The sequence below is a fragment of the Serratia sp. OLAL2 genome (assembly GCF_002752475.1).
In the GTDB taxonomy this organism is placed as follows: Bacteria; Pseudomonadota; Gammaproteobacteria; order Enterobacterales; family Enterobacteriaceae; genus Serratia; species Serratia bockelmannii.
Window position 1 is genome coordinate 49,270 of the sequence record NZ_MSTL01000011.1, and the last position, 8,813, is coordinate 58,082.

At 58.9% G+C, this 8,813-nt stretch carries 10 protein-coding genes; 4 read left to right on the forward strand and 6 right to left on the reverse strand.

Annotation, left to right across the window (positions count from 1 at the left end; translation table 11 throughout):
• The first annotated feature begins 84 nt into the window (after window positions 1–84).
• Entirely contained in the window at window positions 85–678 is a 594-nt protein-coding gene (locus BVU99_RS08745; protein ID WP_004936574.1) for a lytic polysaccharide monooxygenase, read from the forward strand.
• A 66-nt stretch (window positions 679–744) separates the two neighbouring features.
• Here BVU99_RS08745 and BVU99_RS08750 read toward each other — a convergent pair whose 3' ends face one another.
• The 6 genes from BVU99_RS08750 to BVU99_RS08775 form a co-directional block, all read right to left on the reverse strand.
• Window positions 745–1,707, reverse strand: a complete 963-nt coding sequence (locus BVU99_RS08750; RefSeq protein ID WP_025303807.1) for a sugar-binding transcriptional regulator — start codon at window positions 1,705–1,707, stop codon at window positions 745–747.
• Window positions 1,708–1,802: 95 nt separating this feature from the next.
• Window positions 1,803–2,459: a dihydroxyacetone kinase subunit DhaL gene (dhaL, locus tag BVU99_RS08755; RefSeq protein ID WP_025303808.1), complete on the reverse strand. Its 657-nt coding sequence runs from the start codon at window positions 2,457–2,459 to the stop codon at window positions 1,803–1,805.
• Between the two features lie 3 nt (window positions 2,460–2,462).
• The gene (locus BVU99_RS08760) at window positions 2,463–3,464 is read right to left on the reverse strand and encodes a dihydroxyacetone kinase subunit DhaK (RefSeq protein ID WP_015378693.1); all 1,002 of its coding nucleotides are present in this window, start codon (window positions 3,462–3,464) and stop codon (window positions 2,463–2,465) included.
• 29 nt (window positions 3,465–3,493) lie between these two features.
• Window positions 3,494–4,264 carry an SDR family oxidoreductase gene (locus tag BVU99_RS08765; protein WP_025303809.1) on the reverse strand — a complete coding sequence of 257 codons (771 nt, stop codon included), beginning with the start codon at window positions 4,262–4,264 and terminating at the stop codon, window positions 3,494–3,496.
• 35 nt (window positions 4,265–4,299) lie between these two features.
• The gene (locus BVU99_RS08770) at window positions 4,300–5,568 is read right to left on the reverse strand and encodes an MFS transporter (RefSeq protein WP_099816954.1); all 1,269 of its coding nucleotides are present in this window, start codon (window positions 5,566–5,568) and stop codon (window positions 4,300–4,302) included.
• Between the two features lie 66 nt (window positions 5,569–5,634).
• Window positions 5,635–6,747, reverse strand: a complete 1,113-nt coding sequence (locus BVU99_RS08775; protein ID WP_025303811.1) for an alcohol dehydrogenase catalytic domain-containing protein — start codon at window positions 6,745–6,747, stop codon at window positions 5,635–5,637.
• A gap of 318 nt (window positions 6,748–7,065) precedes the next feature.
• Between BVU99_RS08775 and rpiB the strand changes: the two genes are divergently transcribed.
• From rpiB to BVU99_RS08790, 3 genes are all read left to right on the forward strand, one after another.
• Entirely contained in the window at window positions 7,066–7,524 is a 459-nt protein-coding gene (gene rpiB, locus BVU99_RS08780) for a ribose 5-phosphate isomerase B (protein ID WP_025303812.1), read from the forward strand.
• A gap of 193 nt (window positions 7,525–7,717) precedes the next feature.
• Window positions 7,718–8,668 carry a transaldolase gene (tal, locus tag BVU99_RS08785; protein ID WP_099816953.1) on the forward strand — a complete coding sequence of 317 codons (951 nt, stop codon included), beginning with the start codon at window positions 7,718–7,720 and terminating at the stop codon, window positions 8,666–8,668.
• Window positions 8,669–8,686: 18 nt separating this feature from the next.
• On the forward strand, window positions 8,687–8,813 hold a 127-nt coding region (locus BVU99_RS08790; protein ID WP_144334738.1), incomplete at its 3' end, for a hypothetical protein.

Sequence of the window (8,813 nt, forward strand, 5' to 3'; positions counted from 1 at the left end):
GTTATTTCCAATTGCGTTATTACTCTCTCATTTTGTCGGTGAAATACGCTCAACTTACAACATTATTTCAGTCAGGAGTGACTTATGAACAAAACTTCCCGTACCCTGCTCTCTCTGGGCCTGCTGAGCGCGGCCATGTTCGGCGTTTCGCAACAGGCGAATGCTCACGGTTATGTCGAGTCGCCAGCCAGCCGCGCCTACCAGTGCAAACTGCAGCTCAACACGCAGTGCGGCAGCGTGCAGTACGAACCGCAGAGCGTCGAAGGCCTGAAAGGCTTCCCGCAGGCCGGTCCGGCTGACGGCCACATCGCCAGCGCCGACAAGTCCACCTTCTTCGAACTGGATCAGCAAACGCCGACGCGCTGGAACAAGCTCAACCTGAAAACCGGCCCGAACTCCTTTACCTGGAAGCTGACCGCGCGTCACAGCACCACCAGCTGGCGCTATTTCATCACCAAGCCGAACTGGGACGCTTCGCAGCCGCTGACCCGCGCTTCCTTTGACCTGACGCCGTTCTGCCAGTTCAACGACGGCGGTGCCATCCCTGCCGCGCAGGTCACCCACCAGTGCAACATACCGGCAGATCGCAGCGGTTCGCACGTGATCCTTGCCGTGTGGGACATAGCCGACACCGCCAACGCCTTCTATCAGGCGATCGACGTCAACCTGAGCAAATAATCGGTCAAATGAGGAGATCGTTGAGGGTTCAGCCTGGCGCTGAACCCTTTATTTTTGCAGGTGCCGCTATTGCGACATGTTGAGGATAGTGCGCACATTGAGCGCGCTGGTGGCGATAATGTCGATGGCACCGGTACGCAAAGCGCCCAAAATCGCCAACGCCTTGGTATTCTCGGAAGCAATGGCGATCACGCAAGGGATTTTGCGCAGCTCATCGATGCTTAGCCCGATCACTCTGTCATTCATTACCGTGTCGACATGCTGCCCCTGGGCATTGAAAAAGTCATAGCCGGCGATGTCGCCGATCACGCCCTGATTAAGGCTGGCGTCGATAATCTCGTGCGGCGTGAACCATCCCAATTTCACCATATAGCTGTTTTCATTCATGTCGCCAATGCCGACTAACGCCACATCGGCCTTACGCGCGCGATCCAGGGTTTCCTTAATCGTGCCGTTCTGCATGAAGGCGTCTTTCAGCGCGCGATTTTCAACGTAGGCCGGCGCGTAAAGCGTCTCGCTGCTGCCGCCGAACTTCTTCGCCAAGCGCCGGCTGATATGGTCGGCATTGATCGCATCGCCCGGACGGTGAGTACCGCCGATGCCGCAGATGAACTTGCAGTTGCGCTCCGTCACGTTGCCGACGTGATCGGCAATCGCCGCCACGTTGCGTCCCTGGCCAACCGCCAACACCATATCGTCTTTCAGCGACATCGCCAGATAGTTGGACACCAGCGCCGCCACTTGCCGACGCTGTTCCTCTTCGTCCTGATGGTCGAGCGCGATCAGCGCGCGGCTGATGGGAAAACGTTCCATCATCTGCTGTTCCAGCCGGGTGCTGAATACCGGGTGATAACGCACGTTGATCTCGACGATGCCTTCTTCCTTGGCGCGCTTGAGCAAACGACCGACTTTGATCCGTGAAATGCCGAATTTTTTGGCGATCTCTTCCTGCGTGATCTCATCCTGATAATAAGCAACGGCGATTTCGGTCAGCAGTTCGTTATCCTGGGACACAGTTTGTTTTTCCATCCGTTAGACGTTTCCCCACGGCAGGCCGGTTAATCATGGCGGAGGGACGATACACGCCCCTCCGACAATGCTGAATGCCCGCTAGTATAACGCGATCAGGCGGCAACGGTATTCAGTCGTTGCTCCACCTCGTCCGCCAATCGGGTCAAGAGCAGACAGCAAGATACCGCGCCGGCATCCAATACGCCGCGCGAACGCTCGCCCAGACGGCTGGCGCGGCCGATTTTCGCCACCAGCTCGCGCGTGGAATCGCGCCCGCGCGCCGCGGCGCTCCTCATCTGTTCCAGCGCAGCGGCGAAGTCGTCACCGCGCCCCGCCGCCTGCTCAAACGCCGCTACCGCCGGTATCAGCGTATCCATCAGACACTTGTCCCCCACGCCCGCGCTGCTGATGTCCTGCAGTTCGCGCAATCCGCCGTGCAACATCGCCAAAAATGCCTGCTTATCCAGCACGCTGCGCTCGCGCACGCTCTCCGCCATGCCCATGAACAGGCTGCCGTACAACGGCCCCATCGAACCGCCGATGCCCTCCATCAGCGCATCGGAAACCGCATCGAACGCCTGCGCCAGCGTGAGCGTGCGGCCGCGAATGGCATCGCCGCACATCGCGAATCCCTTCGACATGTTAATGCCGTGGTCACCGTCGCCGATGGCGCCGTCTATTTCGCTCAGGTATTCGCGGTTGCTGACAATGGTGTCTATCAGCCCCGTAACGATCTCACTGCCGTACCGGGTTGAAATTTGTTCCGTCATGATTCACTCCACCTGGGTTAAGCCTAAAGATTGCGCCGGCATGTCCAGCAGCGTTTTCAGTTCGTCATCCAGCGTCATCAGCGTCAGCGTCACGCCCATCATTTCCAGCGACGTGAAGTAATTGCCGACGTAGCGCCGATGCACCCGCACGCCTTTCGCCGTCAATCGGCGCTCTATTTCGGCATAATAGATATACAGCTCCATCACCGGCGTGGCGCCAAGCCCGGAGATCAGCAACGCCACCTCCTGCCCCTGTTCCAGCGGCATGTCGTTGAGCACGAAATCGAGCATGGTGCCGGCCATCGCCGACGCCGACTGGATCGGCGACACCTCAATGCCCGGTTCGCCGTGATGGCCAATGCCGATCTCCATCTTGCCGTCTTCGATATGAAAATTGGGTTTGCCGACCGCGGGAATGGTGCAGGAACTGAGGCCGACGCCGATCGAACGACACCGGTCGATGGCTTTTTGCGCCGCGCCGATCACGCCGTCCAGATCGTATCCCTTGGCCGCCGCCGCCGCGCCGACCTTCCACATCAGAATTTCGCCGGCCACGCCGCGCCGTTTATCGATCTCACTGGCCGGCGCCGAGGCGACGTCATCGTTGGCCACCACGGTTTTCACCCGTATGCCGGCCGCCGTGGCCTTCTTGATCGCCATCTTGACGTTCATGTTGTCGCCGGCGTAGTTGCCGTACAGGCAAGCGACGCCCGCACCGCTGTCCGCCGCCTTGAAAGCGTCGAGAAAAGCCCCCGCCGTAGGGGATGAAAAAATCTCGCCAATCGCGACGGCATCCAGCATGTTTTTGCCGACATAGCCCAGGAACGCCGGCTCATGGCCGGAACCGCCGCCGGTGACGATGCCGACTTTGCCGGCGATCGGCGCCGGCGGATATTTCAACACCCGCGCATTGTCGGTGGCGGCGTAATAGTCTGGGTGGGCCAGCCTATAGCCCTGAATGGCGTCTTCCACTACGTGATCGGGATCGTTAATGATTCTGTTCATCGCGGCCTCTCTGTCGCCTGAATAAGAAATTATTGAATGGTGTAACCGCCGTCGACCACCAGGTTGGCGCCGGTGATCATCGCCGCCGCGTCGCCGGCCAAAAACAGGGCGCTGGCGGCGATATCTTGCGGCTCAGCAAAGCGCCGCAGCGGGATTTTCTGCTTCATCTGCTCAGCCACCTCGCCAGACCAGGCCTTACGGCCCAGCTCCGTCAAAACGACGGTGGGTGAAATGGCGTTGACCCGCACGTTGTGCGGCCCCCACTCCAGCGCCAGCACCTGAGTCAACCCGATCACGCCCGCTTTGCTGGCGCAATAGGCCAGGTGATTCGGCAATGCCACCACCCCCGCCTGCGAGGCGAGATTGATGATGCTGCCGCCGCGCTGACTAATGAAACGGCGCCCTACCGCCTGGCAGGTAAGAAACACGCCTTTCAGATTGACCGCCAGGGTTGCATCCCACGCCGTTTCCGGCAGTTCCTCAGCAGGATGCAGCGCGACGATGCCGGCGCTGTTGACCAGCACGTCCAGCCGCCCGAAATGCGCCTCAATCTGCGCCACCGCCCGCTCCACCGACGCGGCATCGGTGACGTCGGCCACGACGCCCAACGCCGCCTCGGCGTCCAGCTGTCGCGCCACTTCCGCAACCTGTGGCGCCCGATCGAGCAGCGCCACGCACGCGCCGTTTTGCAGATAGCGTTCGGCGATAGCGAGGCCGATCCCCGCAGCGCCGCCGGTAATCAGCGCCACCTTGCCCTGCAGCGAGAGCTCGCGCGGCGCCGTAGTTTGATGATTAATCATATATTTCCCCTTAAAACTGTGAACTTCACCCTCGGTCAGGATATTTTCGCCAAACTCGCGCCGCGTTCTTCCGACGCCGTCGCGCTTTCCTTCGGCAGCGTGACAAATTTCATCAGCACGCCGCTGAACAGGTACAAGCCGGTAAAGATCCAGATCACGCCAACGGTGCCGAGACTGCCGATAAACAGCCCCACCACCGCCGGGCCGACAAAGGTGCTCAGGCCGGCGCCCAGATTGAGAATCGACATCGCCGCGCCCTTATTGTCCGGCGCCAGCGACGGCATGATGGCCGACAGCGGCACGAACGCCGCCAGGCAGGCGCCGAACAAACCGGCGGCACAAACGGTCAGCAGGTAGTTGGCGCCAAAGAATTGCGGCACGTAGTAGAACATCAGCGTGGTCAAGGCGCAGCCGACGCAGCCGAACCACATCACCACATTGCGCCAGCCGAGACCGTCGCTGATCACACCGAAAATCAGGTTGAAAATGATGTTGACCGTCCACAGCGCGGCGTACATCTGCAGCCAATGCGTGCGGGTGAACCCCATATCCATCATGTACATGGGCATGAATACGACGAAGCCGTAAGCCGCAGAGGTATTAATGGTGCGCACGATGCCGCCCAGGCCGATCTTCGGGTTTTCAAACGCGATGGTGATGCCTTTCAAGACGTAACCCAGCGACGCTTTTTCCCGGTTGCCGCTCTGTACCGTGCCGTCGTCGCGATTGAGCATCAGCGCAATCACCGCGCCCAGCACGACGAAAATCAGCGCGCTCCACAGCGTGTGGATCTCGCCGAGATAAGGCAGCATGATGCTGGAATACAGCACGCCCAGCACGCTGAGCCCGCCGCTGTAGACGAACCAGAAAATCCCCACCGCCGACCCCAGCCTTTCCGGCGGCGCCTCATACGCCACCCACACCAGAAAACCGTAGGCAAATAGCGGATAGCCCAAGCCGCGCAGCGCATAGGTCGGCACCATGATCGCCAGGTTGTTGCTCGGCAGGCCGAACGTCAAAAAGCACACCGAACCGAACAAGAACAGCAGCAGGCCGGCCAACATCACCCGACGGGCGGTAAAGATTTCCGCCAGCACACCGGAAAACCAGGCGGCGATCGCGGCCGCAAAGCCATAAACGCTGAACAGCAGCGCCGATTCCTGAATGCTCAGCCCTTTGCCAATCAAATAAGGCGACAGCCATCCTTGTTCCAGCCCTTCGCCCATCATGAACACCAACACGCCGGCATAGCCCAGCAGCAGTTTCGGTGACAGACCAATGCGATGAATCAGTCCATGCAACATAGAACACCCCAGCACATGTGATTATGGAGGCGCAGGCTCGCCCGCACCCGAAGAACGATGCAGGTTTCAGAGGTTTGGATTAAGCACCACTTTGATTGAACCGATGCCGCGCTTCATCAGCTCGAAGCCCTCGGCGAACTGTTCCAGCGGCAGCGTATGCGTCACCACGCCTTCGGTCGGCAGATCGCCATTGGCGATGCCTTCGATCACCAGCGGGTAGCAGTAAGGGCCGAGGTGCGAACCGAGCACGTCCAGCTCCTTGCGGTCGCTGATGATGCTCCAGTCGACGGTCACCGGATCCTTGAACACGGAAAATTCGACGAAGGTGCCGAGTTTGCGGATCAGCGTCAGGCCCTGTTCCACGGACTTTTGGGCGCCGGTCGCCTCGATGTAGATGTCGCAGCCGTAGCCGTCGGTCATCGCTTTAACCGCCGCGGGCACGTCGTCACGGGTCGGGTTCAGCGTCACATCCGCGCCGAAGCGCTTCGCCAGCGCCAGACGCTCGTCGGACAGATCCAGCACCACCAGCTTCGAGGGCCCGGACTTTTTGATCGCCCCGATCATGCCCAGCCCCAGGGTGCCGGCGCCGGCCAGCACCACGACATCGCCCAGTTTGATATTGGCGCGTTGCACCGCATGGAAGGAGCAAGCATAGGGTTCGATCAGAATGGCTTTTTCGATCGGCAAGTCGGCCGGCACGTGATAGTTAATCGCCTCTTTGGTGAACTTCATGTACTCGGCCATGCCGCCATTGACGTTTTTCTGGAAACCGTACAGGTCATGCTTTTCGCACATCCAATACTGACCGCGGTTGCAGAAGCGGCATTGCCAGCAGGGAACGATTTGTTCTGATATCACGCGATCGCCGAGATTGAAGCCCTCGACGCCTTCGCCGTATCCCACCACGTGGCCGATAAATTCATGCCCGGGGATCATCGGCGCCTTGATGTATGCCGGTTGTTTTTCATCGCCCCAGAAGCTGGGCGCCCCTTCGAACGCTTTAACATCGCCGGCGCAGATGCCGCAGGCCTCGATCTTCACCAGGATCTCTTTCGGGCCAATCTTCGGTACCGGCACCTGTTCCAGGCGGTAATCTTTCGGGGCGTACGCCACAACCGCCTTCATGATCTCGGGGATACCGGCCGCCATTTTCGCCTCTGTCATGCAGGTCTGACACATAGCACTCTCCTCTGGTAGGGGAACTTATTTTGATCATTAACACACACAAAGAACAAATGAACACTAACGCCACGCGTTCAATTTGCCCACAGTGAACTTATCAAAGTGTGATATCGCTCAAAAACCCGTCTACATGAGGATGAATAACGATTAAAACCTCTTTTTTAGTGACGAAAGTCACCTTTTACAGGCGCAAACAGAAAACACGACAAAAAAACAAAAGAACAAAGATTGAACATTTGATTAAACAGAGATACGGTAATGAACGTGGCGCCATCGAGGATCGCCGCCCTTTTCGTTACCAATCAGGAGACCGCTATGCTGCCTATCGCCATCGGCGCCGACGATGCCGCCATTGAACTGAAGGATCTGATCGTCGCCCACCTGCAACAACGGGACATTCCCGTCATTGACTACACGACGGATCGCACCGCAGAAACGGGGATCTATCCCGATATCGCCTATCGCGTCGCACAGGCGATACGGGAGGAAAAACATCGGCGGGGCATCCTGCTGTGCGGCACCGGCATCGGTATGAGCATCGTGGCCAATAAAGTGCCCGGCATTCGCGCGGCGCAATGTCACGATACCTACTCCGCCCAACGGGCGCGCAAAAGCAATGATGCTCAGATCATCACGCTGGGCGCGCGGGTCATCGGTGCCGAGCTGGCGAAAACCATCGTCGATGCCTGGCTGGAGTCGGAGTTTGAAGGGGGAGGTTCGGCGCCGAAAGTCGAGCGAATCGGCTATTACGAAAACGCGGTCGGACGGCGTTAAATCGCCTGCAGCCATGATGGCGGTCGTGCATAAGCCGCGCTCCGCCTGGGTTTACTCGGCATTCATTGTTATTATCCATCGCAACAATCAGAAAAAGCGCATTTTCATTCTCGACCCGATGATGCAGTGTGTTCCCCCTATGATGAAAAAGGTTCTCATTTCCCTACGTTGAGCTTGGTCAAGGAGCTTATCAATGAATCAATTAGACGCACTCAAGCAGCTGACCACGGTGGTCGCCGACAGCGGCGATATCGAATCCATCCGCCAGTTCGAACCCCAGGACGCCACCACCAACCCTTCGCTGATCCTGAAAGCCGCCGCGCTGCCGCAGTACAAAGCGCTGATCACCGAAGCGCTGGAGTATGCCCGCCGCCAGGGCGGCAGCAAGGAAACCCAGCTGATCAACGCCAGCGATAAACTGGCGGTCAACATCGGCGTCGAGATCCTCAAAAGCGTGCCGGGCCGCATCTCCACCGAAGTGGACGCCCGCCTGTCGTTCGATCGCGGCATGTGCGTCGCCAAAGCGCGCAAACTTATTGGCATGTATCAAGAACAGGGCATCGACAAATCGCGCATCCTGATCAAGCTGGCTTCAACCTGGGAAGGCATCAAAGCCGCCGAAGAGCTGGAAAAAGAAGGCATCAACACCAACCTGACGCTGCTGTTCTCCTTCGCCCAGGCCCGCGCCTGCGCCGAAGCCGGCGTGTATCTGATCTCGCCGTTCGTCGGCCGCATCTATGACTGGTACCAGGCCAAACAGCCTGCCGCCGACTACAATGCCGATCAGGATCCGGGCGTGAAGTCGGTGCGCACCATCTATGAATACTACAAGCGTCATCGTTACCAGACGGTGATCATGGGTGCCAGCTTCCGTAAGGTTGAGCAGATTTTGGCATTGGCCGGCTGCGATCGCCTGACTATCGCGCCGAACCTGCTGGAACAGCTGAAAAACAGCGACCAGCCGATCGAACGCAAGCTGAGCCCGTCTACCGAGGGCTTCCACCAACCCGCTCCGCTGGCCGAAGCGGAATTCCGCTGGTTGCACAATCAGGACGCCATGGCGGTGGAAAAACTCGCCGAAGGTATCCGCCTGTTCGCCGTCGACCAGCAGAAGCTGGAAGACATGTTGGCCGCTCAACTGTAATCGCACTGGAGTTTCGTTATGTCCTCTCGTAAAGAGCTTGCCAACGCCATCCGCGCACTCAGCATGGACGCCGTACAAAAAGCAAATTCCGGCCACCCGGGGGCCCCTATGGGCATGGCGGACATCGCCGAAGTCCTGTGGCGTG